Source organism: Pseudomonas sp. NY15374, from assembly GCF_048068255.1.
Taxonomy (GTDB): Bacteria; Pseudomonadota; Gammaproteobacteria; order Pseudomonadales; family Pseudomonadaceae; genus Aquipseudomonas; species Aquipseudomonas machongensis.
Map to the genome: position 1 here is coordinate 326,070 of NZ_JBLUPZ010000003.1, position 24,911 is coordinate 350,980.

General features: G+C 64.5%; 21 protein-coding genes. 8 read left to right on the forward strand and 13 right to left on the reverse strand.

Going from position 1 to position 24,911, the window contains the following annotated elements:
* Positions 1–303 precede the first annotated feature (303 nt).
* From ACNFHO_RS09415 to ACNFHO_RS09430, 4 genes are all read left to right on the forward strand, one after another.
* Complete coding sequence (locus ACNFHO_RS09415) at positions 304–1,791, forward strand: YifB family Mg chelatase-like AAA ATPase (RefSeq protein WP_416766070.1); 1,488 nt, start codon at positions 304–306, stop codon at positions 1,789–1,791.
* Positions 1,792–1,934: 143 nt separating this feature from the next.
* Positions 1,935–2,189 carry a DUF2790 domain-containing protein gene (locus tag ACNFHO_RS09420; protein ID WP_414154584.1) on the forward strand — a complete coding sequence of 85 codons (255 nt, stop codon included), beginning with the start codon at positions 1,935–1,937 and terminating at the stop codon, positions 2,187–2,189.
* A 33-nt stretch (positions 2,190–2,222) separates the two neighbouring features.
* Positions 2,223–3,239 (forward strand): alpha/beta hydrolase, encoded by a 1,017-nt coding sequence (locus ACNFHO_RS09425; RefSeq protein ID WP_054893704.1) that lies wholly within the window; start codon positions 2,223–2,225, stop codon positions 3,237–3,239.
* A 219-nt stretch (positions 3,240–3,458) separates the two neighbouring features.
* A complete protein-coding gene (locus tag ACNFHO_RS09430) occupies positions 3,459–5,246 on the forward strand; it encodes a monovalent cation:proton antiporter-2 (CPA2) family protein (RefSeq protein WP_372821736.1) in 1,788 nt (595 codons plus the stop codon).
* Between the two features lie 90 nt (positions 5,247–5,336).
* On the opposite strand, the gene ACNFHO_RS09435 is transcribed toward ACNFHO_RS09430, so the two are convergent.
* The 3 genes from ACNFHO_RS09435 to ycaC (ACNFHO_RS09445) all read right to left on the reverse strand — a co-directional run bounded on the left by ACNFHO_RS09435 (position 5,337) and on the right by ycaC (ACNFHO_RS09445) (position 7,453).
* Positions 5,337–5,621: a HigA family addiction module antitoxin gene (locus ACNFHO_RS09435; RefSeq protein ID WP_081255182.1), complete on the reverse strand. Its 285-nt coding sequence runs from the start codon at positions 5,619–5,621 to the stop codon at positions 5,337–5,339.
* A gap of 268 nt (positions 5,622–5,889) precedes the next feature.
* Positions 5,890–6,708, reverse strand: a complete 819-nt coding sequence (locus ACNFHO_RS09440) for an alpha/beta fold hydrolase (protein ID WP_054893706.1) — start codon at positions 6,706–6,708, stop codon at positions 5,890–5,892.
* Positions 6,709–6,823: 115 nt separating this feature from the next.
* Positions 6,824–7,453 (reverse strand): isochorismate family cysteine hydrolase YcaC, encoded by a 630-nt coding sequence (gene ycaC / locus ACNFHO_RS09445; RefSeq protein WP_125931023.1) that lies wholly within the window; start codon positions 7,451–7,453, stop codon positions 6,824–6,826.
* A 133-nt stretch (positions 7,454–7,586) separates the two neighbouring features.
* Between ycaC (ACNFHO_RS09445) and ACNFHO_RS09450 the strand changes: the two genes are divergently transcribed.
* A complete protein-coding gene (locus ACNFHO_RS09450) occupies positions 7,587–8,498 on the forward strand; it encodes a LysR substrate-binding domain-containing protein (protein WP_063542074.1) in 912 nt (303 codons plus the stop codon).
* A gap of 3 nt (positions 8,499–8,501) precedes the next feature.
* Here ACNFHO_RS09450 and ACNFHO_RS09455 read toward each other — a convergent pair whose 3' ends face one another.
* The 3 genes from ACNFHO_RS09455 to ycaC (ACNFHO_RS09465) all read right to left on the reverse strand — a co-directional run bounded on the left by ACNFHO_RS09455 (position 8,502) and on the right by ycaC (ACNFHO_RS09465) (position 11,777).
* Positions 8,502–10,340, reverse strand: a complete 1,839-nt coding sequence (locus tag ACNFHO_RS09455) for an amidohydrolase (RefSeq protein ID WP_172964840.1) — start codon at positions 10,338–10,340, stop codon at positions 8,502–8,504.
* 197 nt (positions 10,341–10,537) lie between these two features.
* The gene (locus ACNFHO_RS09460; protein ID WP_063542070.1) at positions 10,538–11,089 is read right to left on the reverse strand and encodes an antibiotic biosynthesis monooxygenase; all 552 of its coding nucleotides are present in this window, start codon (positions 11,087–11,089) and stop codon (positions 10,538–10,540) included.
* A gap of 58 nt (positions 11,090–11,147) precedes the next feature.
* Complete coding sequence (gene ycaC / locus ACNFHO_RS09465; RefSeq protein WP_054893711.1) at positions 11,148–11,777, reverse strand: isochorismate family cysteine hydrolase YcaC; 630 nt, start codon at positions 11,775–11,777, stop codon at positions 11,148–11,150.
* Positions 11,778–12,012: 235 nt separating this feature from the next.
* Here ycaC (ACNFHO_RS09465) and ACNFHO_RS09470 point away from each other — a divergent pair, with 235 nt between their 5' ends.
* Positions 12,013–13,440 carry a mechanosensitive ion channel domain-containing protein gene (locus ACNFHO_RS09470; RefSeq protein ID WP_416766075.1) on the forward strand — a complete coding sequence of 476 codons (1,428 nt, stop codon included), beginning with the start codon at positions 12,013–12,015 and terminating at the stop codon, positions 13,438–13,440.
* Positions 13,441–13,482: 42 nt separating this feature from the next.
* Here ACNFHO_RS09470 and ACNFHO_RS09475 read toward each other — a convergent pair whose 3' ends face one another.
* Together ACNFHO_RS09475 and ACNFHO_RS09480 are read right to left on the reverse strand one after the other, a co-directional pair.
* The gene (locus ACNFHO_RS09475) at positions 13,483–14,769 is read right to left on the reverse strand and encodes an NAD(P)/FAD-dependent oxidoreductase (protein WP_112897084.1); all 1,287 of its coding nucleotides are present in this window, start codon (positions 14,767–14,769) and stop codon (positions 13,483–13,485) included.
* Between the two features lie 157 nt (positions 14,770–14,926).
* Complete coding sequence (locus tag ACNFHO_RS09480) at positions 14,927–16,417, reverse strand: aldehyde dehydrogenase family protein (protein WP_054893714.1); 1,491 nt, start codon at positions 16,415–16,417, stop codon at positions 14,927–14,929.
* A gap of 137 nt (positions 16,418–16,554) precedes the next feature.
* Between ACNFHO_RS09480 and ACNFHO_RS09485 the strand changes: the two genes are divergently transcribed.
* Positions 16,555–17,445, forward strand: coding sequence for a LysR substrate-binding domain-containing protein (locus tag ACNFHO_RS09485; protein WP_054893715.1), 891 nt, complete (start codon positions 16,555–16,557; stop codon positions 17,443–17,445).
* A gap of 234 nt (positions 17,446–17,679) precedes the next feature.
* Positions 17,680–19,065, forward strand: coding sequence for a VOC family protein (locus tag ACNFHO_RS09490; protein ID WP_125931026.1), 1,386 nt, complete (start codon positions 17,680–17,682; stop codon positions 19,063–19,065).
* Between the two features lie 42 nt (positions 19,066–19,107).
* Here the strand turns inward: ACNFHO_RS09490 and gcvH are convergent, their stop codons facing one another.
* The 5 genes from gcvH to ACNFHO_RS09515 form a co-directional block, all read right to left on the reverse strand.
* Positions 19,108–19,491 (reverse strand): glycine cleavage system protein GcvH, encoded by a 384-nt coding sequence (gene gcvH, locus ACNFHO_RS09495; RefSeq protein WP_112897081.1) that lies wholly within the window; start codon positions 19,489–19,491, stop codon positions 19,108–19,110.
* Between the two features lie 50 nt (positions 19,492–19,541).
* Positions 19,542–20,624 (reverse strand): glycine cleavage system aminomethyltransferase GcvT, encoded by a 1,083-nt coding sequence (gene gcvT / locus ACNFHO_RS09500; RefSeq protein ID WP_416766079.1) that lies wholly within the window; start codon positions 20,622–20,624, stop codon positions 19,542–19,544.
* 124 nt (positions 20,625–20,748) lie between these two features.
* The gene (locus ACNFHO_RS09505; protein WP_416766080.1) at positions 20,749–22,371 is read right to left on the reverse strand and encodes an ABC transporter permease; all 1,623 of its coding nucleotides are present in this window, start codon (positions 22,369–22,371) and stop codon (positions 20,749–20,751) included.
* A 126-nt stretch (positions 22,372–22,497) separates the two neighbouring features.
* Positions 22,498–23,502, reverse strand: coding sequence for an extracellular solute-binding protein (locus ACNFHO_RS09510; protein ID WP_054894078.1), 1,005 nt, complete (start codon positions 23,500–23,502; stop codon positions 22,498–22,500).
* A gap of 182 nt (positions 23,503–23,684) precedes the next feature.
* On the reverse strand, positions 23,685–24,902 hold the full coding sequence (locus ACNFHO_RS09515; RefSeq protein WP_204360763.1) for a 2-octaprenyl-3-methyl-6-methoxy-1,4-benzoquinol hydroxylase: 1,218 nt from the start codon (positions 24,900–24,902) through the stop codon (positions 23,685–23,687).
* Positions 24,903–24,911 lie beyond the last annotated feature (9 nt).

Below are 24,911 nucleotides of genomic sequence, written 5' to 3' on the forward strand. Positions count from 1 at the left end.
GATATTGGATCCAATTTATGCTGAAAGCGCTTAGTCTGGATTGCGTTCTATTTACCCAGAAACAGGGTTATATTTTTTAAAATTGCTGAGAAATCAATTTTCTTAGTGAATACTTGCCATATGACATAAAAAGTATCTTCACGCTGCTGCGCCACGGTGGGCCTGACGGACTGTGTCCACTCAACAAAAAAACGCCATGCCTTGGCAAAATCTCGTCGCACTCTTCACCCGCCACTGCCCACGCCCCTGGCTATCCTTGCCCCTGCCGCAGGACGCGGCATCCCCAGTGACCAAGGAGTGTCCATGTCTCTCGCCCTCGTCCACAGCCGCGCCCAGGTCGGGGTGCTGGCGCCCGCTGTCAGCGTCGAAACCCACTTGGCCAACGGTCTGCCCAACCTCACCCTGGTCGGCCTGCCCGAGGCCACGGTCAAGGAAAGCAAGGACCGGGTACGCAGTGCCATCGTCAATTCCGGCCTCGAATACCCGGCCCGACGCATCACCCAGAGTCTCGCCCCCGCCGACCTGCCCAAGGATGGCGGGCGCTACGACCTTGCCATCGCCTTGGGCATCCTCGCCGCCAACGGCCAGGTGCCGGTGGCGACCCTGGCCGATTTCGAATGCCTGGGCGAGTTGGCGCTATCCGGGGCATTGCGCCCAGTGCAGGGCGTGCTGCCAGCGGCGCTCGCAGCGCGGGAGGCCGGGCGGGCACTGATGGTGCCGCGGGAGAATGCCGAGGAGGCGAGTTTGGCCAGTGGGCTGGTGGTGTATGCGGTCGGGCACCTGCAGGAGCTGGTAGCACATCTCAATGGCCAGGCACCGCTGCCAGCCTATGCCGCCAATGGCTTGATGCTACGCGCGCGCCCCTATCCGGACCTGAGCGAAGTACAGGGGCAGATCGCGGCCAAGCGCGCCCTTCTGGTCGCGGCGGCGGGGGCGCACAATCTGCTGTTTACCGGGCCACCCGGCACTGGCAAGACCTTGCTTGCCAGCCGCTTGCCGGGCTTGCTGCCGCCGCTGGACGAGCACGAGGCGCTGGAGGTTGCGGCCATCCAGTCGGTCAGCGGCAAGGCACCGATCGACTGCTGGCCACAGCGGCCGTTTCGCCATCCTCATCACAGCGCGTCGGGCCCGGCACTGGTCGGTGGCGGCAGTCGGCCACAGCCTGGGGAAATCACCCTGGCCCATCATGGGGTGCTGTTTCTCGACGAACTGCCCGAGTTCGAACGACGTGTGCTGGAGGTGCTGCGCGAGCCGCTGGAGTCTGGAGAGATCGTGATTTCACGGGCCCGGGACCGGGTGCGCTTTCCTGCGCGCTTTCAGCTTGTAGCGGCGATGAACCCCTGCCCCTGCGGCTATCTGGGCGACCCGGCAGCCCGCTGCCGGTGCAGCCCTGAGCAGATCCAGCGCTACCGCAACAAGCTCTCGGGCCCGCTGCTCGACCGCATCGACCTGCACCTGACGGTCGCACGCGAAAGCACCACCCTCAGCCACCAGCCCAGTGGCGAGACCAGCGCCAGCGTCGCCGCCCAGGTCGCCCAGACCCGCGAGCGGCAACAGCGTCGTCAGGGTTGTGCCAACGCGTTTCTCGATATGCCAGGCCTGCGCAAGCATTGCGACCTGAAAGCCGCCGACCAGTCATGGCTGGAGGGCGCGTGCGAGCGACTCAACCTTTCGTTGCGCGCCGCTCACCGTCTGCTCAAGGTCGCCCGCACCCTGGCCGACCTTGAACAAGCCGATCACATCGACCGCCCCCATCTGGCTGAGGCCCTGCAATACCGCCCCGGTAGTTGACCCGACGTCCGCACAACCACCGATTACCCCACTCAATCTTCTCCATAGCGGAAATATATTTTGCGCGCTAAATATTTGCGCGCAATATTCACTTCAAGCAGCAAGCAGTCGCTGACCCCTTACCGAACCCTTGGAGAACGATCATGACCACTCTTCGCAAAGCCTTCGCCATCGCCACCCTGACCCTCGGCACCACTGCAGGCGCCTTCGCCCAGTCCATCGAGGCCACGCCGTACCACTACGGCATGGACCTGGACATCGCCCAGGTCATCGCGGTCGATGCCCCGAACAGCACCCGCAGCCATGCCTCGGCCGCCACCCTCACCTACCGCGACAGCAGCGGCCAGGTGCAGAAGGTCAGCTACATCCACCCCACCACCGCCGCCAACCAGAACTGAACACCACGGCCCGACACCAGAGGAGCTTGAACCATGAAACTGTCCCGCACCCTGACCACCGGCCTGCTGGCCCTCGCCGTCAACAGCGCCTTCGCCGCCGGTAGCCCCGGCGTCGAGCACACCACCCAGGGCTTCCTCGACGCGCTGGCCGCCGGTGGCGGCAAGCCGCTGGAAACCTTGGCGCCCAAAGACGCACGGGCCGTGCTCAGCGGTGCGCAGGCCAGCGTCAAGGTCGACCTCTCGGGTATCGAGGTCGAGCGTCGCACCCTGCAGATCGACGGCAAGCCGCTGGACATCCGCGTGGTGCGCCCGCAAGGCGCGAAGGGTGAGCTGCCAGTGTTCATGTTCTTCCACGGCGGCGGCTGGGTGCTGGGCGACTACCCGACCCACGAGCGCCTGATCCATGATCTGGTGGTTGGCTCCGGCGCGGCGGCGGTCTATGTCGACTACACGCCATCGCCAGAAGCCAAGTTCCCCACCGCGATCAACCAGGCCTACGCCGCAACCCGCTGGGTAGCCGAGCACGGCAAGGAAATCGGTGTGGATGGCAGCCGACTGGCCGTGGCCGGCAACAGCGTCGGCGGCAACATGGCGGCGGTGGTGGCGATCAAGGCCAAGGAAGCAGGTACGCCCAAGTTGCGGTTCCAGGCGCTGTTGTGGCCGGTCACCGATGCCAACTTCAACAATGCGTCGTACAACCAGTTTGCCGAAGGGCACTTCCTGACCCGCAACATGATGCAGTGGTTCTGGGACAGCTACACCACCGACCCGCGCCAGCGTGACGACATCCATGCTTCGCCGCTGCGGGCCAGCCTGGATCAACTCAAAGGCCTGCCACCAGCACTGGTGCAGACTGCCGAGATGGATGTACTGCGTGACGAAGGCGAAGCCTACGCCCGCAAGCTCGATGCTGCCGGTGTGCCGGTGACTGCCGTGCGTTACAACGGCATGATCCATGACTTCGGATTGCTGAACGTGCTGGGACAGGTGCCCGGAACTCGTAGCGCGATGGGCCAGGCGGCGCAGGCGCTGAAGGAACATCTGCAATAACGATGGTGGCCTCACGGGCCTCTTCGTGGGCAAGCCCGCTCCCATTTGTAGGAGCGGGCTTGCCCGCGAAGAGGCTCGTGAGGGCTACAAAGGCTCCAGATCCTGAACGCTGCTTCCCACCCCCGACGGTTGCCCCCTCCCCCCGCCGAGACGAAAATGCCTACCGTCCCCGGCGCCTGCTCACACAGCGCTTCATCCAAGCCTCCTGGAGTTCTACCCATGCCACATGAAGGCAGCATCCTGCAGACCGCAGTGATCTTCCTGCTTGCCGCCGTCGTCGCCGTGCCCCTTGCCAAGCGCCTGCAACTGGGTGCCGTCATCGGCTACCTGCTCGCCGGCGTGGCCATCGGACCACAAGCGTTGGGCCTGATCCGCGACACCGAGAGCGTGGCGCACATTTCTGAACTGGGCGTAGTCCTGCTGCTGTTCATCATCGGCCTCGAACTTTCCCCACGACGCCTGTGGCTGATGCGCAAGGCGGTGTTCGGCGTAGGCCTGGCACAAGTGGTGCTGACTGGCGCGATCATCGGTGCCATCGCCCTGTTCGGCTTTGCCCAGTCCCTGCCAGCAGCCGTGGTGCTCGGCCTGGGCCTGGCGTTGTCATCCACCGCGCTGGGCCTGCAGAGCCTGGCCGAAAGCAAGCAACTGAACGCCCCCCATGGGCGCCTGGCCTTTGCCATCCTGTTGTTCCAGGACATCGCGGCAATCCCGCTGATCGCGCTGGTGCCCTTGCTGGCGGCCAGCGGCCCGGACACCAGCCACGGCGACAGCATCGAACATGGCCTGCGGGTGTTCGGCAGCATCGCCATCGTCATCGTCGGCGGGCGCTACCTGCTGCGCCCGCTGTTCCGCATCGTCGCCCGTACCGGCCTGCCGGAGGTGTCCACGGCCACCGCGCTGCTGGTGGTGATCGGCACCGCATGGCTGATGGAGGAAGCCGGCATTTCCATGGCACTGGGCGCGTTCCTCGCGGGCCTACTGCTGGCCGACTCGGAATACCGGCACGAGCTGGAGTCGCAGATCGAGCCATTCAAGGGCCTGCTGCTGGGGCTGTTCTTCATCAGCGTTGGCATGGGCGCCAACCTTGGCCTGCTGCTGGAGGCACCCGCGCTGTTGCTGGGCCTGACCTTGCTGCTGGTAGCGGTGAAACTGCCACTGCTGATGCTGGTCGGCCGTGCGGTGGGCGGCCTGAGCAACCTGAGCGCGCTGCGCCTGGGGCTGGTGCTGGCGGCGGGCGGTGAGTTCGCTTTCGTCGTGTTCAAGCTGGGCAAGGACCAGAACCTGTTCGACACCTACACCTACGATCTGCTGCTGATGACCATCACCCTGTCGATGGCCCTGACGCCGATGTTGCTGCTGGCCAGCTCGCGCCTGATCAAGCGCCCGGCGCCAACCCGTGAAGTGCCAGAGCAATACCGCACGATCCAGGCCGACGCCCCGCGCGTGGTGATCATCGGCATGGGCCGCATGGGGCAGATCGTGGCGCGTATCCTGCGGGCCCAGAAAGTCTCCTTCATCGCCCTGGACACCTCGGTCGATGCCATCGAGATGACCCGCACCTTCGAACAGGCCCCGGTGTTCTACGGCGACCCGATGCGCCCCGAGGTGCTGCATGCGGCCAAGGTCGGCGAGGCCGAGTACTTCGTCATCACCACCGACGATCCGGAAGCGACCATCCGCATCGCCGAGCGGGTCAAGCATGAGTATCCGCACCTGAAGGTGATCGCCCGGGCGCGTAACCGCCAGCACGTGCACAAGTTACTCGACGTCGGCGCCGAGCCGATTCGCGAGACTTTCTACTCGAGCCTGGAGATGACCCGCCTGACCCTGATCGGCCTTGGCCTGAGCGAGGCCCAGGCGGCAGACCGCATCCAGCGCTTCACCGAGCATGACCAGCAGGTGCTGGAAGCACAGGGACGGGTTCGCGATGACCGGGCGAAGGTGATGCAGACGGCCAAGGAGGCCAGGGTGGAGCTGGAGCGGTTGTTCGAATCGGATAGCGACTGAGCTGTATGCCGCAGGGGCCTCCATGCCGCCCCTGCGGCGACACGGCACCTGCTCGACGCCGTGCCAGGAAGGGTCAAAATCAGCTTCGACTCAAGCAAATCCCAGCCGCGCGATAGGCGGGTGCTCACGATGAGCAGCCTGCCATAGATCATAAGCCGCCTGCTCTGCCAGATATTGGCGGGCACTGCCCAGACCAGCCAATTCAAGCCGGTACGCAAGATCGGCGGAGATAGCTGCGCGCCCGTTCATCACAGTGGACAGTTGACCTCGGGAATAACCGAGATGACGAGCAAGCGCAGAGACACTCAGGCCAATCGCCGGCAGGACATCCTCGCGCAACGCTTCACCCGGATGGGGGGGGTTATGCATGGGCATGACAGTGCCTCCTAGTGATAGTCCAGATAGTCCACAAGCTCTGCATCAGTGCCGACAAAGCGAAACACCAGCCCCTCTACACAGACTGCACAATTCTGGAGGGAAGGCGTTCCGGGAGGGAGTTTCAGCTTTCCGCCTAAGGCGTGAGAGCCTTCCGATCCACTGGCGTGATCTGATACCTGCGAAAACCCACCACACAAACAGCAAAAAGGGCGACTGTCTCCAGTCGCCCTCAATGCCGCAGTTGCGCAGGCCAGGCCTCAGCCGGTCACTTCGCCAGAAACGCCAGCAAGTCGTCGTTCAATTGCTGCGCGTGGGTCACGGCAAAGCCGTGTGGTGCACCCTGATACACCTTCAACTGCGCCCCCTCGATCATCTCGGCGGCTTTCTTGCCGGTGGTCTCGAACGGCACGATCTGGTCGTCATCGCCGTGGATCACCAGTGTCGGTACATCGATTCTGGCCATGTCCGGGCGGAAATCCGTTTCGGAAAACGCCGTCACGCAGTCGATGGTGCCTTTGAGCGAGGCCAGCAGGGCAATGTTCAGGGTCTGGGCCTGCACGCCCTGGGAGACTTTCTGCCCGTGGTTGATGCCATAGAACGGCGCGGCGAAGTCGGAAATGAACTGCGCACGGTCGGCACGCAGGCCGTCGCGAATACCGTCGAATACCGACTTGTCGACGCCCTCGGGGTTGTCGGCGGTCTTGATGAACAGGGGCGTCACCGCACCCAGCAGCACCAGCCCGGCCACGCGCTCGCTACCATGCTTGGCGATGTAGCGGGTGACATCGCCACCGCCCATGGAGAAGCCGACCAGGGTGACGTCACGCAGGTCCAGGTGCTCGATCAACTGGGCGATGTCATCGGCAAAGGTGTCGTAGTCGTAACCGTTCCACGGCTGGCTGGAACGCCCGAAGCCGCGGCGGTCGAAGGCGATGGTGCGATAGCCGCGGCTGGCCAGGAACTCCATCTGGCCATCCCACATGTCGGCGTCCAGCGGCCAGCCGTGGCTGAACAGCACGGGCTTGCCGCTGCCCCAGTCCTTGTAATAGATCGCGGTGCCATCGCGGGTAACTAGTGTGCTCATGTCGGAATCTCCTGAAAGTCGGGTAGGTCTGGATCTTGAGTGCGGGGCGCGAGGAACATTCCATCGCGCGGCTGGCCGGTCGGTCACGAGGCGTACCGACCGGCGTTTGGCTGGGTCACTTGCTCGCGGTGAGGGCGTTGTAGCTGGTGATCAGGTTGCGGTAGTCCGGGATGTGGTTGGAGCACAGCGCGGCCAGGCCTTCGACGTCGTTGCGCCAGTCGCGGTGCAGCTCGCAGGCCACGCCGAACCAGGTCATCAGTTGCGCACCGGCAGCTTCCATCCGGCGCCAGGCGGCATCGCGGGTCATCTCGTTGAAGGTGCCGGAGGCATCGGCCACCACGAACACTTCGAAGTCCTCGGCCAGGGCCGACAGTGCCGGGAAGGCCACACACACTTCAGTCACCACACCGGCGATGATCAGCTGCTTCTTGCCGGTGGCCTTCACCGCCTTGACGAAATCTTCGTTGTCCCAGGCATTGATCTGGCCAGGGCGGGCGATGTAGGGCGCGTCCGGGAACAGCGCCTTGAGCTCCGGCACCAGCGGGCCGTTCGGGCCTTGCTCGAAGCTGGTGGTGAGGATGGTCGGCAGGTTGAAGAACTTGGCCAGGTCGGCCAGCGCCAGCACGTTGTTCTTGAACTTGTCCGGCTCGATGTCACGGACCAGCGACAGCAGGCCTGCCTGGTGGTCGACCAGCAGTACGGCGGCATCGTCTTTGTTCAGGCGGTTGTAGGTGAATTGGCTCATGGTCTGTACTCCCAATGTGTCTTCGATGTGCGGTAAGTGGGGTGTTGCGCGTTGATGAGTACAGATTAAAAACATCACCTTTGATGCGGTAGACTGCAAAAATTGTCTGTAGCGTTCTGTTTGGAGAACGATCTTGGAAGACCTGAATTCCCTCTATTTCTTTACCCAGGTCGTCGAGCATGGCGGCTTCGCCCCGGCGGGCCGGGCGCTGGACATGCCCAAGTCGAAACTCAGTCGGCGCATCGCCGACCTGGAAGACCGTCTTGGCGTTCGCCTGCTGCACCGTACCAGCCGCCACTGTTCGCTGACCGAGATCGGCCAGGCCTACTACAACCGTTGCCTGGCCATGCGTGTGGAAGCCGAGGGCGCGGCAGAAATCATCGAGCGCAACCGCAGCGAACCACGTGGCCTGGTGCGAATCAGTTGCCCCACCACCCTGCTCAACTCGTGGGTCGGGCCGATGCTCACGCGCTACATGCTCAAGTACCCGCAGGTGGAGCTGTTCATCGAGAGCACCAACCGTCGCGTCGACCTGTTGCATGAAGGCTTCGATGTGGCGCTACGGGTGCGCTTCCCGCCGCTGGAGAACACCGACATGGTGATGAAGGTGCTGAGCAATAGCACCCAATGCCTGGTGGGCCATCCATCGTTTCTCGCCCAACTGCCCGAAGGTTTCGAACCGCAGGTACTGAGCTCGCTGCCAAGCCTGCACTGGGGCGCGGCGCAGCAGAAGTATCAATGGGAGTTGTTCCAGGGGGAGGACATGGCGCGCAAGCTGGTGATCACGCACACGCCGCGCATGGTCACCGATGATCTGTTCGCGCTGCGGCATTTCGTGGTGGCGGGGGTGGGCATCGCGCACTTGCCGCGGGTGGCGGTGCGCGAGGACCTGGCCCAGGGGCGCCTGGTGGAGATGTTGCCGGCGTGGCAGCCGCGCTGCGGGATCGTCCATGCGATCTTCCCGTCGCGGCGCGGGCTGCTGCCTTCGGTACGCTCGCTGATCGACCATCTGGCCGAGGAGTTTGCGGTCAGTGATATGGCTTGAGTTTCAGAACGCGAAGCAGGAACAGCCCAGCGCTCCCCAGAAGCCCTGATAGTCGCTCACCGGCACGCTGGAATGGCGTGCCTTCTCATGGCTGTGCGCATGCACCCCGCACGGCCCGACGCACTGGTGTACCGCCGCCGCCAGCGGCGCACCGGCCCGCCAGTGGCCCGGCACCTTGGCCACCGGCGACCACTCGGGCACCACCGGAATCTGCGCCGGGCCGAGCTTGTCGAACTCCGCCGCGCCGTACACCACCTTGCCATCCACCACCGTCAGCACCGACTCGATGCTCTTGATCGCCTCTTCCTCGACGCTGAAGAAGTCCAGCGACAGCGCCGCCAGGTCAGCCAACTGCCCGACCTTGATCTGCCCCTTCTTGCCCTGCTCGCTGGAGAACCAGGCGCTGCCATGGGTGAACAGCTCGAGCGCCGTGGCGCGACTCAGGCCTTCCGGATACAGCTCCAGGCCGCCAACGGTCTTGCCGCTGACCATCCAGTACAGCGACGTCCAGGGGTTGTAGCTCGATACTCGGGTGGCATCGGTGCCGGCACCGACCGGCACACCCTCGGCGAGCATGCGCTGGATCGGCGGGGTCTTCTCGGCGGCCTTGGCGCCGTAGCGGTCGACGAAATACTCACCCTGGAAGGCCATGCGGTCCTGGATGGCAATCCCGCCATTCAACGCCCGCACCCGCTCGATGTTCTTCGGCGAGATGGTTTCGGCGTGGTCGAAGAACCACGGCAGGTTGTTGAACGGGATGTCGCGGTTGACCTTCTCGAACACATCGAGCATGCGCGAGATGGACTCGTCGTAGGTGGCATGCAAGCGGAACGGCCAGCGCTGCTCGACCAGGTGACGGATCACCGGCTCCAGCTCTTCTTCCATGGTCTGCGGCAGGTCCGGACGCGGCTCGAGGAAGTCCTCGAAGTCGGCCGCAGAGAACACCAGCATCTCGCCAGCGCCGTTGTGGCGCAGGAAGTCGGTGCCGCTGTGCACCTTCACGCTCGAGGTCCACTTCTTGAAGTCGTCCAGCTCTTCCTTGGGTTTCTGGGTGAACAGGTTGTAGGCGATGCGCACGGTCAGCTGGTCGTTGTCGGCCAGTTGCTGGATCACCGAATAGTCGTCCGGGAAGTTCTGGTAGCCGCCACCTGCGTCGATGGCGCTGGTCAGGCCGAGGCGGTTGAGCTCACGCATGAACTGACGGGTCGAGTTGACCTGGTACTCCAACGGCAACTTCGGCCCCTTGGCCAGGGTGGCGTAGAGGATGGTCGCGTTGGGACGGGCGATGAGCATGCCGGTCGGATTGCCGAACTTGTCGCGCTGGATTTCGCCACCGGGCGGGTTGGGTGTGTCCTTGGTGTAGCCGACAGCACGCAACGCCGCGCGGTTGAGCAGCGCCCGATCGTACAGGTGAAGGATGAACACCGGCGTGTCAGGCGCAGCCTGGTTGATTTCTTCAAGGGTAGGCATGCGTTTTTCGGCGAACTGGAATTCGTTCCAGCCACCCACCACTCGCACCCATTGCGGCGTTGGTGTACGCAGGGCCTGCTCCTTGAGCATGCGCAGGGCATCGGCCAGCGATGGCACACCTTCCCAGCGCAGTTCGAGGTTGTAGTTAAGGCCGCCGCGGATCAGGTGCAGGTGCGAGTCGTTCAGACCCGGGATCACCGTGCGCTGCTTCAGGTCGATGATCTGCGTGCTGTTGCCCTTGTGGGCCATGGCCTCGGCATCGCTGCCCACGGCGACGAAGCGCCCGTCCTTGATGGCCACGGCAGTGGCGGTCGGTTTTTCACGGTCGACGGTGTGCAGCTTGCCGTTGAACAGAATGAGGTCGGCGGTCATGGGATCTCCTGAAATGTCGGCATGGGCGGAATCGGTGAAGGGCAGTGCGGACCAGAGCGCGCCAGCCGCACCGAGCAGGGTGCTGTTGGCGAGGAAACGGCGGCGGCTCTTGTCGGTGGGGTCCTGATTCATGGTGCTCTCCGTCCGGTGGGGTGATCGGGCGATTGAACGCTAGCAGTGGATCGTCAGGCGTGCGCTCAACGGCGCAGCCATCCGGCGCAGCGGCGCGTCACCCACGGCATGATGAAGAACACCACCGGGAGGATGACGCACAGGTTGACCAGCAAGTTGCTCGCCAACGGCCCGCCCAGCGGCGGCACCTTTGCGAACAGCGGCGCCAGCAACAGGGGCACCAGCAAGGTCATCGGGCAGATAACCAGATAAGTCAGCACCGCCTGCTTCCAGCGCGCAGGCTGTGTAGCTGCCGTGCTGGATGGGGTGAACCAGAACTCCGGGTCATCGTGGATACGGGTCTGGTCACCCTCCTCCAGCAGCGGCAGCACTTCGGCGACCAGGCGCTGGCGCTCCGGTGAATCGACCCAGGCACGCAGTTGTCCTGCATCGGCAAAACGCACCACGGTAGTGAACTGACCGCCATTGGCGTCCGGGCGGATCACGTTCACGTCCAGATGACCCGGTTGGCGGCGGGCAACCCCGACGGTATGACGCAACCAGGTCTCGTAGTGCGCCAGGGCATCGGCCCGGACCTTGTGCTGGATCACCAGGGTGACCACGCTGCTGTTGTTCATTGCTGAATACCTGAGCAAAAGTTGACCAGGCGCCGCAGAGGGCGCCTGGCGGGGCGGCTCACTTGCCCGCGGTGAGGGCGTTGTAGCTGGTGATCAGGTTGCGGTAGTCGGGGATGTGGTTGGAGCACAGCGCGGCCAGGCCTTCGACGTCGTTGCGCCAGTCGCGGTGCAGCTCGCAGGCCACGCCGAACCAGGTCATCAGTTGCGCACCGGCAGCTTCCATCCGGCGCCAGGCGGCATCGCGGGTCATCTCGTTGAAGGTGCCGGACGCATCGGCCACCACGAACACTTCGAAGTCCTCGGCCAGGGCCGACAGCGCCGGGAAGGCCACGCACACTTCAGTTACCACACCGGCGATGATCAGCTGTTTCTTGCCGGTGGCCTTCACCGCCTTGACGAAATCTTCGTTGTCCCAGGCGTTGATCTGGCCAGGGCGGGCGATGTAGGGCGCGTCCGGGAACAGCGCCTTGAGCTCCGGCACCAGTGGGCCATTCGGGCCTTGTTCGAAGCTGGTGGTGAGGATGGTCGGCAGGTTGAAGAACTTGGCCAGGTCGGCCAGCGCCAGCACGTTGTTCTTGAACTTGTCCGGCTCGATGTCACGGACCAGCGACAGCAGGCCTGCCTGGTGGTCTACAAGCAGTACGGCGGCATCGTCTTTGTTCAGGCGGTTGTAGGTGAATTGGCTCATGGTCGTGCTCCTTCGGATGGGTTGGGTTGTTGTCTCGACTGCATGGGCACAGATTAAAAACATTGCATTTCTTGCGGTAGATAGTGAAAAACAGCCTTAGCGTTCCTTTTTTGGAACGATGAAATCGGTGCGGTCTTGTTCGCGGGCAAACCCACTCCCATAGATGCCCCATTGCCTGGGCAACCAACCTGCTCTTTACTACCCCTCAACCCTCCCCTAGCCCCCCGAGACCACCATGCTGGCCTTCATCCAGTCTTATCCCCTGCTGCTGGGTACCTGCCTGATCTTCCTCGACCTGCTGCTCTGGCAACTGATCCCGCTGGAGCGCCGCGCCTGGCGTATCGTCACGCGCCTGGGCATCTTCGTCATCTTCAGCGCAGTTCTGCTGGCTGCCGGCATGAGCCCGCTGCAACCGCCGCCATGGGCGGACGATGTCGCACGCAACCTGATCGCCACGGTGCTGACCATCGGCTGGTGGCTGTTCGGCGCGCGCACGGTGACGGTGGTGTTCGGCCTGCTGATGATCGCCCGCGGCAGTCACGGCGGACGCCTGCTGCAGGATGTCGTGGGGGCGCTGATCTTTCTCGCCGCGGCCGTGGCAGCGGCGGCCTATGTCCTGCAACTGCCGGTCAAGGGGTTGCTGGCGACCTCCGGGGTGATGGCCATCGTCATCGGCCTGGCGCTGCAGAGCACCCTGGCCGACGTGTTCTCCGGCATCGTGCTCAACACCACGCGGCCCTACCAGATCGGTGACTCGATCTCCATCGACGGCACCGAGGGCAAGGTGGTGGATATCGACTGGCGCGCCACGCGGCTGATCACCGGCAGCGGCAGCCTGGCGGTGATTCCCAACTCGGTGGCAGCCAAGGCGCGCCTGCTCAACCACAGCCGGCCTGCCGACCGCCACGGAATTTCGATCAGTGTGGTGGTACCCGCCAGGATCCGCCCCAAGCGGGTGTTCGATGCGCTGGAAAAAGCCCTGCAAGGCACCAGCGCCCTGCTCCCGTCACCCGCAGCGAAGGTGTCGGTGAAAGCCTCGACACTGGAATCGGTGGAATACGAGGCCAGCGGCTTTATCGCCGACGCGACGCACAAGACCGAAGTACGCAACCAGCTGTTCGACCTCGCCCACCGCCATCTCGAGGCCAGCGGCGTGATGTGGAACCTCGACCTCGCCGTGACCCCACGCAGCCGACAGCGTGAGCTGCTCGACGAAGTGCGGGTGTTCCGTTCCCTGAGCAGCGAGGAGCGCGATGCCCTCAGCCAGCGCATGATGGCGGTGGAGTATCTGGCCGACCAGGTGATCCTGGATGTCGGCGAACAGTCCGATCACCTGCTGGTGATCGGCAGCGGCGTGGTCCAGGCATCGATCCGCAATGGCGACAAGCGGGTGGAGGCCGGGCGCATGGGGCCGGGGGAAGTGCTGGGGATCGAGGGCATCATGGACGAGGACAGCTCGTTCGCCGAGTTCCGCACCCTGACTGGCTGCCTGCTGTACCGGATCGACAAGGAGCAGGTGCGCAGTTGCCTGGCCGAGCGCGGCGAAGTGGTGCAGGCGTTGAACAAGCTGCAGCGCTTCAGGCTGCAGAGCCGGGAGTCACTGCTGCTGCAGAAACCGGCAGCGGTGAAGAAGGGTGGCTTCCTGAGCTGGCTGCACAAATAAACGGGCCCTTTCGCGGGCTTATCCGCGAAAGGGCCAGCGCAATCACAACACCACGCGCAAGCACTGCCCAGCGTGATACAGCGAGAAGCCCGACTCGTAGAAGGCCGTGCGCAACGAAGGCGCACTCACCGGTTTCATCGGCGAGAACGGGATCGGCAGGTGGTCGGGATCATCCTTGAGCAGAAACTCCGCAAGGGCCCGGCCAATCACCGTGCCCGTGGTATTGCCACGACCGTTGTAGCCCGTCACCGCTACCACCCCCGACGCAGGCTCGAACAGGCGCATCAGGTGGTCGGGGGTGAAGTCGATGCAACCGGTCCAGTGCACCTCCCACTCGACCTTGCCCAGCTCGGGGAAGTAATGGCTCTGGATTCGATCGGCCCAACTGCGCACGAACCACGCCGGCTTGTTGTCGACCCGGCCCAGGCTGCCGAGCAGCAGGCGACCTTGATCATCGCGGCGGATGCTGCTGAGTACGGTGCGGGTATCCCACGAGCCCTGGCCATGGGGCAGGATCCTGTCGGCCGCCGCCCCCTGCAGTGGCTTGGAGGCGACCTGGTAGTAGTAGCCGCGGAAGAAGTGCTTCTGCAGATGGCTCCAGTCGCCCTCGGTGTAGGCGCCCGTGGAAATCACCACCTTGTCCGCGCGCACGCTGCCACGGTCGGTGGCGACTCGCCAGCCGTCGCCATCACGCGTCAGGCCTTCGACCGGCGATTGCTGGAACAGCTTACCCCCCAGACGCTGCACTGCGGCGGCCAGGCCCTGGGTGTAGCCCATGGGGTTGATGGTGCCAGCGCGGCGGTCGAGCAGCGCGGCGGAAATCTTGTCGGTACCGCAGTATTCCTGGCACTCGGCCCCCCGCAGCAGTTCCACGTCGGCACCACGGCGGCGCCATTGCTCGTGGCGTGCTTCGAGGTCGGCGAGGCCCGTGGCGTTGTGCGCCATGTGCAGGTTGCCTTTGTGCTGAGCCTGGCAGTCGATGCCCAGGCGTTCGATCATGGCGAAGACTTCACCGGGCGCCTCGCCCAGCACCTTGTTCAGGCGCCCGCCCTGCTCGACGCCCAGGGTTGCCTCGACGTCGTCAGGGCGAATCCAGGTCCCGGCATTGACCAGCCCGACATTGCGCCCGGAACCGCCATGCCCAACCTTCCACGCCTCCAGCAGGACGACCGACTTGCCTTGTTCGAGCAGGTGGATCGCCGCCGACAGCCCGGTGATTCCTGCGCCGATCACGCAGACATCGGCCTTGTATTCACCGGCCAGGGCCTGTGAAGCAACGGTCGGTTGGGTGATCGATTCCCACAGACATTCTTGACGCAGTTCGGACATGGCCCGGCTCCAGCAATATTATTCTTGTTGCGGTTAGGGCGGCGTATCGCCCAATCGCGGGACAAGCTCGCTCCTACAGGGATCCCCATCGCCTGCGCGATCCTTGTAGGAGCGGGCTTGCCCCGCGAACCGGGGGCCAAGGCCCCCGGCCATTACATCAGTCGAACACGATACCCTGCGCCAGCGGCAGCTCACGCGAGTAGTTCACGGTATTGGTCTGACGGCGCATGTAGCCCTTCCACGCATCCGAACCGGACTCACGGCCACCACCTGTCTCTTTCTCACCACCGAAGGCGCCGCCGATTTCCGCGCCGCTGGTGCCGATGTTGACGTTGGCGATACCGCAATCACTGCCCGAGGCGCTCTGGAAGCGCTCGGCCTCACGGATGTCGGTGGTGAAGATGCACGACGACAGGCCCTGTGGCACTTCGTTGTTCAGGCGCAGGGCCTCTTCGAAGTCATCGTAGGCCAGCACGTAGAGAATCGGCGCGAAGGTTTCGTGGCGCACCACCTCGCTCTGCGCCGGCATCTCGGCGATGGCAGGCGATACGTAATAGGCATTGGGGTACTGGTCGGCCAATTGGCGCTCGCCACCGAAGACCTGCCCACCCTCGTCGCGTGCCTTGGCCAGCGCGCCCTGCATGGCGTCGAACGACAGCTTGTCGATCAGCGGGCCGACCAGGTTGTCCTTGCGCGGGTCGCCGATGCGCACCTTGCCGTAGGCGGCTTTGACGCGGGCGACCACTTCGTCCTTGATCGAACGGTGGACGATCAGGCGGCGCAGCGTGGTGCAGCGTTGACCAGCAGTACCCACGGCCGAGAACAGGATGCCGCGCACGGCCAGGTCGAGGTCGGCGCTCGGGGCAAGGATCATGGCGTTGTTACCGCCCAGTTCGAGGATGCTGCGGCCGAAGCGCGCCGCAACCCGTGGGCCTACTTCGCGGCCCATGCGGGTGCTACCGGTGGCGCTGACCAGCGGTACACGTGGATCATCGACCAAGGCTTCACCGGCTTCACGCCCGCCGATCACCAGTTGGCTGAGCCCCTGCGGCGCCTCACCAAAGGCTTTCAGGGCCTTCTCGAACAGCGCCTGGCAGGCCAGTGCGGTCAGCGGGGTCTTTTCCGAAGGTTTCCACACCACCGAGTTGCCAGCTACCAGCGCCAGCGTGGTGTTCCATGCCCATACCGCAACCGGGAAGTTGAAGGCGCTGATCACCCCAACGACGCCCAGCGGGTGCCAGGATTCACGCATGTGGTGGCCCGGACGCTCGGAGGCGATGGTCAGGCCGTAGAGCTGACGTGACAGGCCGACAGCGAAGTCGCAGATGTCGATCATCTCCTGCACTTCGCCCAGGCCTTCCTGGGTGATCTTGCCGGCTTCGATGGACACCAGCTCGCCAAGGTCAGCCTTGTGCGCACGCAGCACTTCACCAAACAGACGTACCAGCTCGCCGCGACGCGGGGCCGGTACGTTGCGCCAGGCTTCGAAGGCTGTTTGCGCCTGGTCGATGCGGGCGATGGTCTCGGCTTTGCCGAGCAATTTCACCGAGGCGATCTGGCTGCCGTCGATCGGCGTGTGGACAGGGTAGTCGCCCTGGGTGTGATCCGCGGCGGCGACGCCGAGGCGCTCGAGCAATGCAGCAACCATTGTGCTTCTCCTACATCGGGTGAAGGGTTGAAAAGGTGATGGGGATCAGTATTAATCCGATTACATTGCTGCAACAAACGACCTTTATTCCTCTTATCATTCCCCTCCGGAATGGTATCGCTGCCGTAGAGAGTGCCATGTCCAAACGCCTGGTTCCGTCGATGACGGCCTTGCAGTGCTTCGAGGCTGCCGCCCGCCACCTGAACTTCACCCGCGCCGCCGAAGAGCTGCACCTGACCCAGAGCGCTGTCAGCAAGCAGGTGGCACAGCTCGAAGAGATGCTGCGTCACCACCTGTTCCTGCGCATCCGCCGGCGCCTACAGCTCACGCCGGCGGGCTCGCTGTACCTGGCCGAGGTCAACAAGATCCTCACCCAGGTGGACATGTCCAGCCGCTATGTCCTCACCTATGGCGAGCAGACCGAAGTATTGAAAGTAGCCACTCAACCGAGTTTTGGCGTGCGCTGGTTGATTCCTCGGCTCAAGGGCTTTGGCAAACGCCACCCGAACATCCACCTGGACATCCGCAACGAAATGGAGCCCTTCGCCCTGCTGCAGGGCTCGGCCGACGTGGTGTTCTTCTTCGGCCAGGGCACCTGGCCGGGTGCGACCTGCGTGGAACTGTTCGGCGAAGAAGTGGTGCCGGTATGCGCCCCGGAGCTACTGGCCGGACAAGTGCTGGACAGCCCCGGCGCGCTGGCCGGGCAGGTGCTGCTGCAAAGCACTTCGCGGCCGGAGGCCTGGCATGAATGGTTCCTGGAACAGGGGCTGCACACTGACAACAGCTACCATGGTCCGCGCTTCGATACCTTCTACATGGCCCTCAGTGCCGCGCAGTCCGGCTGCGGCGTGGCCCTGGTGCCGCGCTACCTGGCGGCCAAGGAGTTGGCCGAGGGTAGCCTGGTGGTGGCCTGGAACCATGCCATGCCGAGCAACGGCAAGCACTACCTGGCGTTCGCCGAACATGCCGCGGAGGTGCCCAAGGTGCGGGCGTTGGTGGAGTGGATTCGGGCGCAGTTGCCAGGATGATGTGCTGGCGCGGCGGGCCCAATCGCGGGACAAGCCCGCTCCCACAGGCACCCCGCTGGTCTCAGAGTCGGCGGGGGCCTGTGGGAGCGGCGGTTCGCCGCTGCGACTGGCCCCGCGATTGGGCTGGCAAATTCAATAGCAAAAGGAATGACCCTCACACTTTTTTTCGCTTGTGGACAAAGTCCATTCCCCGCTTTCATGTAAGGGTATCTACTGACCTTCAGGAAGCTAGCGATGCCCGCCCACGATTTCGTCAGCCCCGACAGCATCCGCGCGCAGTTCTCTGCCGCCATGTCGCTCATGTACAAACAGGAAGTGCCGCTGTACGGCACGCTGCTGGCGCTGGTGAGCGAAATCAACCAGCAGGTCATGGCCCAGCAGCCTGAAGTCGCCCAGGCCCTGCGCTGGACCGGTGAAGTCGAACGCCTGGATCAGGAGCGCCATGGCGCGATCCGCGTCGGCACCGCCGAAGAGCTGGCGACCATCGCCCGCCTGTTCGCCGTCATGGGCATGGAGCCGGTTGGCTACTACGACCTGAGCTCGGCCGGCGTCCCGGTGCACTCCACCGCCTTTCGCGCGGTGCACGAACAGGCGCTGCACATCAGCCCGTTCCGCGTGTTCACCTCGCTGCTGCGCCTGGAACTGATCGATAACCCGCCCCTGCGCGCATTGGCCCAGGACATCCTGGCCAAACGCCAGATCTTCACCCCGCGCGTGCTCGAACTGATCGCCCAGCGCGAACGCGACGGCGGCCTGAACGCAGCCGATGCCGAAACCTTCGTACAGGAGGCGCTGCACACTTTCCGCTGGCACCAGCAAGCCACGGTCACCGCCGAACAGTACCAGCAACTGCACGATCAGCACCGCCTGATCGCCGATGTGGTGGCCTTCAAGGGCCCGCATATCAATCACCTGACCCCGCGCACGCTGGACATCGATGCAATCCAGGTCGGCATGCCGGCCAAGGGCATTCCGCCCAAGGCCGTGGTCGAAGGCCCGCCCACTCGGCGTCACCCGATACTGCTGCGTCAGACCAGCTTCAAGGCGTTGCAGGAAAAGGTCGCGTTCAGCGATGCCCAGGGCAGCCACACCGCGCGCTTCGGCGAGATCGAGCAACGCGGGGCGGCGCTGACGCCGAAAGGCCGGGCGCTCTACGACCGCCTGCTCGACGCGACCCGGGCCGCCCTCAACGGCGTACCGGCCGAAACCAATGCCGAGCACTACAAGACGCTGCTGGCGCAACACTTTGCCGAATTCCCGGATGATCTGACGCAGATGCGCGAGCAGGGGCTGGCGTACTTCCGTTACTTCGCCACCGAAAAAGGCCTGGCCGAGCGAGGTCGCCAGGATCGACCGTCCACGCTGCAAGGCCTGATCGACGCTGGGCATGTGCATTTCGAGGCGCTGGTGTACGAGGATTTCCTGCCGGTCAGTGCCGCAGGGATCTTCCAGTCGAATCTGGGCGACGATGCCCAGGCCGACTATGGCAGCAATGCCAACCGCGACGCCTTCGAGGCAGCGCTGGGACTCAAGGTGCAGGACGAACTTGCGCTGTACGCCCAGAGCGAACGACGTTCGCTGCAAGCCTGTGCACAGGCCTTGGGCGTTACGCTGGCATAGGGCTGCCAGGCAGCCCCTGTGTGCGGCCTCGGCCGCACGCCATCACTCGCCGATGGCAGCCTTGTAGCCTGCCGCGTCCAGCAGTTTTTCCAGCTCGGCCTTGTCGCTCGGCTTGAGCTTGAAGATCCACGATTCGTAGGGCTCTTCATTGAGCAGCTCAGGGCTGTCGGCCAGCTCCTCGTTGACGGCGATGACTTCGCCGCCGACCGGGGCGTAGATGTCGGATGCGGCCTTGACCGACTCGACCACCCCCGCAGCGTCGCCCGCGGCGAACACCTTGCCGACTTCGGCCAGTTCGACGAACACCACATCACCCAGAGCTTCCTGGGCGTGATCGCTGATACCCACGGTCACGGTGCCGTCGGCTTCCAGGCGCGCCCATTCATGACTTTCAGCAAAACGCAGGTCGGCGGGGATATTGCTCATGTCTCGTATTCCTCGGTTGGCTCAGCGGTCTACCGCCGGTAATTGAGTGTTCAGATCAGGGTCTTGCCGTGGCGCACGAAGGTCGGTTTGACCACCCGCACCGGATACCACTTGCCACGAATCTCTACTTCGGCGCGGTCGCCAGTGGCGATGGGCACGCGCGCCAAGGCAATGGACTTGCTTAGCGTAGGGGAGAAACTACCACTGGTGATCTCTCCTTCGCCAATACCGGCAACACGAACTGTCTGGTGGGCACGCAGAACGCCGCGCTCCTCCAGTACCAGGCCGACCAGTTTGTCCTGCACACCACGCTCGATTTCCGCCAGCAGGCCGCTGCGGCCGATGAAATCGCGTTCAGCAGGCTCCCAGGCAACGCTCCAACCCAGGTTGGAGGTCAGCGGTGTGTGGGCTTCGTCGATATCCTGGCCGTACAGGTTCATGCCGGCCTCCAGGCGCAGCGTGTCACGAGCGCCAAGGCCGCTGGGGGCGATGCCGGCACCGACCAGGTCGTAGAAGAAGCTTGCGGCCTGATCGCCCGGCAGGATGATTTCCAGCCCGTCCTCGCCGGTGTAACCGGTGCGGGCAATGAACCAGTCGCCTTCGGCGACGCCCTCGAACGGGCGCAGCTCGCGAATCAGCGCCGCACGCGCAACACTGAGCAACGCAGCGACCTTCTCACGGGCGTGAGGCCCCTGGATCGCGAGGATCGCAAGCTCGGGGCGTACCTCGATGCAAACGGCAAAGCCTTCGCTCTGGGCCTTCAGCCAGGCCAGTACCTTGTCGCGAGTGGCAGCATTGGCCACCAGTCGATAGCCGTCTTCGGTGCGGTAGGCGATCAGGTCGTCGATGACCCTGCCCTGCTCATTGAGCAACGGGCTGTAGAGGGCTTTGCCGGGGCTTTGGAGGCGGGCCACGTCGTTGGCCAGCAGACGCCGTAGCCAGGGGGTGGCGTCGGCACCGTCGATGTCGATGACTGTCATGTGGGAAACGTCGAAGACGCCGCAATCACTGCGGACCTGATGATGTTCTTCGACCTGAGAGCCGTAATGCAGGGGCATGTCCCAACCGCCGAAATCGACCGTCTTGGCGCCAAGCGCCAGATGCAGGTCGTACAGGGGCGTGCGCTGTCCCATGGGTTTCTCCTTCCGGGCGTGGCGAAGCAGAGGCGGTCGGCGCTGTTGAATCAACACCTGATCTTGTAGGACCCACCTCTACGAATGCCGCGCATTGTAGCCGCAAGGGCGGGGACTGGCACCCTCAGCGAGGATGCCCAGGACGAGAGGCAGAGCGGCGGATCAAGCCGATGACCGGCAAAAGCCCCACCAGCACCAGGGTCAGGGCCGGCAGCGAAGCGCGCGCCCATTCGCCCTCGCTGGTCATCTCGAACACCCGCACGGCCAGGGTGTCCCAGCCGAACGGCCGCATCAGAAGCGTGGCCGGCATCTCCTTCAGCACATCGACAAACACCAATAGCGCGGCACTGAGCGCACCCGGCACCAGCAGCGGTAGATACACCTTGAAAAACAATCTCGGCCCCGCCACGCCGAGGCTGCGCGAAGCCTCCGGCAACGACGGGCGGATCCGCTCCAGGCTGCTTTCCAGCGGCCCGTAGGCCACCGCGATGAAGCGCACCAGATAGGCCAGCAACAGCGCAGACACACTGCCCAGCAACAGCGGCTTGCCAGCGCCGCCCAGCCAGGTAGAGAGCGGAATCACCAGTTGATTGTCCAGATAGCTGAACGCCAGCATGATCGACACCGCGAGCACCGAGCCAGGCAAGGCGTAGCCCAGGTTGGCCAAGCCGACGCCGGCACGAATCGATGGCGTGGGCGCCTGACGCCGGGCAAAGGCCAGCAGCAGCGCCACGCTGACGGTGATCAACGCCGCCATCGCGCCCAGGTACAGGGTGTGCAGGATCAACGCGCCATAGCGCTCGTCCAGATCATGTCGGCCACGCTGCCAGAACCATACCAGCAACTGCAGCAGCGGGATGACGAAGGCGCAGGCGAACACCAGCAGGCACCAACCACTGGCCGCCAGCGCCTTGAGCCCGCGCAGATGATAGAGCGCCTGCCCGCGCGGGCGCTCGTTGCCGCTACGGCTGGCGCCACGGGCGCGGCGTTCTCCATAGAGCACCAGCATCACGGCCAGCAGCAACAGGCTGGCCAGTTGCGCCGCACCGGACAGGCTGAAGAATCCGTACCAGGTCTTGTAGATGGCGGTGGTGAAGGTGTCGAAGTTGAACACCGAGACCGCACCGAAGTCCGCCAGCGTCTCCATCAACGCCAGGGCGATGCCCGCGCCGATGGCCGGCCGCGCCATCGGTAGCGCCACCCGCCAGAACGCCTGCAACGGCGACAGCCCCAGCACCCTCGCGGCCTCCATCAGGCCCTTGCCCTGGGCCAGAAAGGCGGTGCGCGCCAACAGGTAGACATAGGGGTAGAACACCAGCACCAGCACGATGATGACCCCGCCGGTCGAACGTACCCGGGGCAGGCGCATCGGCCCGAACACCTCGCGCAAGGCACTCTGCACCGGGCCGGAGAAGTCCAGCAGGCCGACGAAGACGAAGGCCAGCACGTAGGCCGGGATGGCAAAGGGCAGCATCAGCGCCCAGTCGAGCCAGCGCCGGCCGGGGAACTCACAGAGGCTGGTGAGCCAGGCCAGGCTGACGCCCAGCACGGTGACGCCGACACCCACGCCCAGCACCAGGGTCAAGGTGTTGCCCAGCAGGCGGCTCATCTGGGTGTCGAGCAGGTGCGACCAGATCTGCGTGTCGATCGACTGCCATGACAGCACCAGTACGCTCAGGGGCAGGAGCACCAGGGCGGCGACAAGGCTGACCGGAAGGTACCAACGGCGTTGGGGGGAGTGGGGCAAGGCAGGTATCTCGGTTGCAGGTTGCGACCGCTGTGCAGTCGTTCGCAGCTAAAGCCGCTTCCAACCTGTGGGAGCGGCTTCAGGCGAAGGGGCCCAGGAAGGCCCCGAGAGGATAAGCTGTGAAACTCAGTTCCAGCCAGCCCGATCCATCAGGCGAATGGCTTCGGCCTGGCGCTTGCCGGCCACTTCCACCGGCAGACTGTCGGCCTTGAAACTGCCCCAGGCCGCGACTTCATCCGATGGCTTGACCTTGGGGTTGGCCGGGAATTCCTGGTTGATGTCGGCGAACAGCTTCTGCGCTTCCTCGCCCGTCATCCACTCGACCAGCTTCTTCGCCGCTTCCGGGTGCGGGGCATGCTTGGTCAGGCCGATACCCGAGAGGTTGACGTGCACGCCACGGTCGCCCTGGTTGGGCCAGAAGATCTTCACCGGCAGCTTCGGGTCGGCCTTGTGCAGGCGCCCGTAGTAATAGGTGTTGACCACGCCCACGTCACACTGGCCCGCGGCAACGGCCTGGATCACTGCGTTGTCGTCGGAGAACACGTCGGTGGACAGGTTGTTGACCCAGCCCTTGACCAGCTTCTCGGTCTCGGCCTCGCCATGGGTCTCGATCAGGGTGGCGGTCAGCGACTGGTTGTAGACCTTCTTCGCGGTGCGCAGGCACAGGCGGCCTTCCCACTGTTTGTCGGCCAGGGCTTCGTAGGTGCTCAGTTCCGAGGGTTTGACCCGCTCGGTGGAGTAGATGATGGTCCGCGCACGCAGGCTCAGACCTGTCCAGTCGTGGGAAGAGGCGCGGTACTGCGGCGGAATGTTCTTGTCGATGACGTCCGACTTGATCGGCTGCAGGATGCCCATCTGCTCGGCCTGCCAGAGGTTGCCGGCATCAACGGTGAGCAGCAGGTCGGCGACGCCGTTCTGGCCCTCGGCCTTGATGCGCTGCATCAGCGGCGCTTCCTTGTCGGTGATGAACTTGATCTTCACCCCGGTCTTGGCGGTGTAGGCATCGAATACCGGTTTGATCAGTTCGTCGATGCGCGAGGAGTACACCACCACTTCATCATCCGCCGCCTGGACGGAACCGGCGAACAGGGTCAGGGCCAGGGCGGCCAGTAGGGGCTTGCGGGGCGACATGGTGGATGCTCCTCGGGGTTAAAGAGATGCAAATGGTAGTGAATCCCATTTTCCCACTCACCCTGGAAGCAGTTACCGGATGTTGCAAAGCAATCGCGGGGCACGCCCGCGCTTACAGAACCACCCCGTTCTTCAGGCAGGTGGCGTACCTGTAGGAGCGGGCTTGCCCCGCGATAGGGCCCTCACGCCTTGGCCAGGTCTGGAAGGTCGCCGCTCAACCCCAAGGCCTGGCGCACGAACACTGCCTTGGCCTCGGGCATCCCTTCCACCAGTTTCAAGCCCGTGTTGCGCAGCCAGCGCAGCGGCAGAGGATTCGCCTGGAACAGGCGTTCGAAGCCCTCCATCGCCGCCATCAGGGCAAGGTTGTGCGGCATACGTCGACGCTCGTAGCGACTCAGCACCTTCACATCCGCCAGGCGCTCGCCACGCTCGCACGCGTGCATCAGCTCCTCGGCCAGCACTGCCGCATCGAGAAAGCCCAGGTTGACGCCCTGCCCCGCCAGGGGGTGGATGGTGTGGGCAGCATCGCCGATCAGCACCAGGCCTTCGTCCACATAGCGCTTGGCATGGCGCTGGCGCAGCGGTACGCAGACACGGCGGTCGGCGTGCAGCACCTGGCCCAGGCGGCCTTCGAAGGCGCGCTCCAGCGCCTGGCAGAACGCCGCGTCATCCAACGCCATGGCCTGCTCGGCCTGCTCCGGGGTAGTGGACCAGACGATCGAGCACCAGTGCTGCCCGTCATCGCGCGACAACGGCAGGAAAGCCAGCGGCCCTTCGTCGGTGAAGCGTTGCCAGGCCGTGGCGCGGTGCGCCTCGCTGCAGCGCACGCTGGTGACGATGGCGTGATGCAGGTAATCCCACTCGCGCGTCTCGCAGCCCGCCAGGCGCCGCACGGCCGAATTGGCGCCGTCGGCGGCGACCACCAGCGGCGCACGCAGGCGACGGCCATCGGACAGGGTCACCAGCCACTCATCGCCGGAGCGGCGCAACTGCTCCAGGCGAGCATTGGGCAGCAGCCCGACGTCACTGTCGTGCAGACGGTCCAGCAGGCCGTCCTGCACCACACGATTCTCGACGATGTGGCCAAGCACCTGTGCATGCACACTGGCGGCCGAGAAATGAATCTGACCAGTACCGCTACCGTCCCAGACCTGCATGTCCGAATAGGGTGTCACACGGCGCCCGACAATGCCCTCCCAGGCGCCAAGACGCTCGAGAATGCGCTGGCTGGCCGCCGACAGGGCACTGACCCGCGGCTCGAAGGGCGCGGCGTCATCGAAAGGCTTGACCGACAGCGGCCCGCCATCGAGCAGCAGCACCTCCAGGCCACTGTGGCGCAACGCCAGGGCCAGGGCGCTGCCGACCATACCGGCACCGACAATCAACAGATCCGCGCGCATGTCCATGCC

Coding starts and splice junctions, on each gene's coding strand:
- ACNFHO_RS09475 (WP_112897084.1), bottom strand. CDS start 14,769: ATGTCCGAACTGCGTCAAGAATGTCTGTGGGAATCGATCACCCAACCG.
- ACNFHO_RS09415 (WP_416766070.1), top strand. CDS start 304: ATGTCTCTCGCCCTCGTCCACAGCCGCGCCCAGGTCGGGGTGCTGGCG.
- ACNFHO_RS09460 (WP_063542070.1), bottom strand. CDS start 11,089: ATGAACAACAGCAGCGTGGTCACCCTGGTGATCCAGCACAAGGTCCGG.
- ACNFHO_RS09470 (WP_416766075.1), top strand. CDS start 12,013: ATGCTGGCCTTCATCCAGTCTTATCCCCTGCTGCTGGGTACCTGCCTG.
- ACNFHO_RS09430 (WP_372821736.1), top strand. CDS start 3,459: ATGCCACATGAAGGCAGCATCCTGCAGACCGCAGTGATCTTCCTGCTT.
- ycaC (WP_054893711.1), bottom strand. CDS start 11,777: ATGAGCCAATTCACCTACAACCGCCTGAACAAAGACGATGCCGCCGTA.
- gcvT (WP_416766079.1), bottom strand. CDS start 20,624: ATGGGACAGCGCACGCCCCTGTACGACCTGCATCTGGCGCTTGGCGCC.
- ACNFHO_RS09490 (WP_125931026.1), top strand. CDS start 17,680: ATGCCCGCCCACGATTTCGTCAGCCCCGACAGCATCCGCGCGCAGTTC.
- ycaC (WP_125931023.1), bottom strand. CDS start 7,453: ATGAGCCAATTCACCTACAACCGCCTGAACAAAGACGATGCCGCCGTA.
- gcvH (WP_112897081.1), bottom strand. CDS start 19,491: ATGAGCAATATCCCCGCCGACCTGCGTTTTGCTGAAAGTCATGAATGG.
- ACNFHO_RS09485 (WP_054893715.1), top strand. CDS start 16,555: ATGTCCAAACGCCTGGTTCCGTCGATGACGGCCTTGCAGTGCTTCGAG.
- ACNFHO_RS09425 (WP_054893704.1), top strand. CDS start 2,223: ATGAAACTGTCCCGCACCCTGACCACCGGCCTGCTGGCCCTCGCCGTC.
- ACNFHO_RS09420 (WP_414154584.1), top strand. CDS start 1,935: ATGACCACTCTTCGCAAAGCCTTCGCCATCGCCACCCTGACCCTCGGC.
- ACNFHO_RS09455 (WP_172964840.1), bottom strand. CDS start 10,340: ATGACCGCCGACCTCATTCTGTTCAACGGCAAGCTGCACACCGTCGAC.
- ACNFHO_RS09435 (WP_081255182.1), bottom strand. CDS start 5,621: ATGCCCATGCATAACCCCCCCCATCCGGGTGAAGCGTTGCGCGAGGAT.
- ACNFHO_RS09480 (WP_054893714.1), bottom strand. CDS start 16,417: ATGGTTGCTGCATTGCTCGAGCGCCTCGGCGTCGCCGCCGCGGATCAC.
- ACNFHO_RS09440 (WP_054893706.1), bottom strand. CDS start 6,708: ATGAGCACACTAGTTACCCGCGATGGCACCGCGATCTATTACAAGGAC.
- ACNFHO_RS09515 (WP_204360763.1), bottom strand. CDS start 24,902: ATGCGCGCGGATCTGTTGATTGTCGGTGCCGGTATGGTCGGCAGCGCC.
- ACNFHO_RS09510 (WP_054894078.1), bottom strand. CDS start 23,502: ATGTCGCCCCGCAAGCCCCTACTGGCCGCCCTGGCCCTGACCCTGTTC.